Below are 1163 nucleotides of genomic sequence, written 5' to 3'. Positions count from 1 at the left end.
GGGCACGCTTGCAGCGGCAAGATTGCCGCGCCGCGCCAGGCTCACCGCCCGGCGGTGCCGGGCTTCAAGGCCGCCCCGGCGTGACGCCGTGGCGGGTGTGTTCCTGCTCATCTGGTCAGGTGGTTATCTCTCGTCAGCCCCTTGCGCGGCCGCTTTTGTCGCACCGTCGCCCGCGTGCCCGCAAGGGTAAATGGCACGCCGCACGCGGCGCCCTTGCGTTCCCCCGTTCGCCGTTGCCACGTCAGCTTTTTTGCCGCGCAAGGTTCCGACGAGAGATAGATAAACCACCCAGGAAGGAGAACAGCATGAACACACGAAACGTCAACGTCAAAACCGCCACGAAGGCACACTCAAAGAGATATGGGCAGAAAGAAAATGCGGTTACAGCCAGTCGTTCGCCGGATTTTCCGGAAATACGGCGCAGCGCCTACACCAACAGCGAGCATCTGACCGTACCGCAGGTGTATGACCTGTTCCGGTACGTGTGCGATGCCGCCGGACGCTCAACCGGAACGCTGCTGCCGCCCGACCTGCCGGAGGAAGCGGAGTACCTGTATGTGGCCTTTGACGGTCATGCGGATTCGGTGGCGGTATGGCTGGTTGACGGCTGGCCGCTGGCGGCGAGCGATGAGATGAGTCTGGTGCACTGGTCACTGCTGCGCAGAAAGTAAAAAAGCAGCGTGGGGTACGCTGCTTCTTCACATCATCAGGAAACGACACCTGTTGATATTTTTAACGAAATGGAGATTTTCCGCATGGGTAAAATTACTGTAGCTAAAGCTGAAGGTCAAGTAGTTAACGTGGAAACACTGCTCTCATCCACGCCTGTCATTACCGTGCCGCTGGGCAAGCTGGTGAAATCAGACCTCAACGTGCGCAAGCGCGACCCCAAGCTGGAGGCCATTGCTGAGCTGGCTGCCAGTATCCGTGCGGTGGGGGTGCTGCAAAATCTGGTGGTGTGCAAGGTCAGGGGCGGCAAGCATGCGGTGGTGGCCGGAGGGCGGCGTCTGCTGGCACTGCAGGCGCTGCGTGAGGCGGGCGATGTCGACGATACCTACCCGGTGCCGTGCAAGGCGGTGCCTTTGTCCGATGCGGTGGTGGTGTCGCTGACCGAGAACGGTCAGCGTGAGGACATGCACCCTGCCGACCAGATTGCCGCCTTT

The 1163-nt window shown here is 60.8% G+C and carries 2 protein-coding genes; both read left to right on the top strand.

Features of this window, described 5'->3' with window-relative positions; translation table 11 throughout:
- Positions 1 to 305: 305 nt before the first annotated feature.
- Entirely contained in the window at positions 306 to 671 is a 366-nt protein-coding gene (locus tag AC4PR2_RS28960; protein ID WP_492176057.1) for a ribulokinase, read from the top strand.
- Positions 672 to 800: 129 nt separating this feature from the next.
- Positions 801 to 1163, top strand: a 363-nt coding sequence (locus AC4PR2_RS28955; protein ID WP_492176056.1) for a ParB/Srx family N-terminal domain-containing protein, incomplete at its 3' end; no start/stop codon positions are given.

This window comes from Serratia sp. A07 (assembly GCF_058725505.1).
Note: the sequence above shows the minus strand (reverse complement) of the source record. Positions and strands in the feature narration are given on the sequence as shown.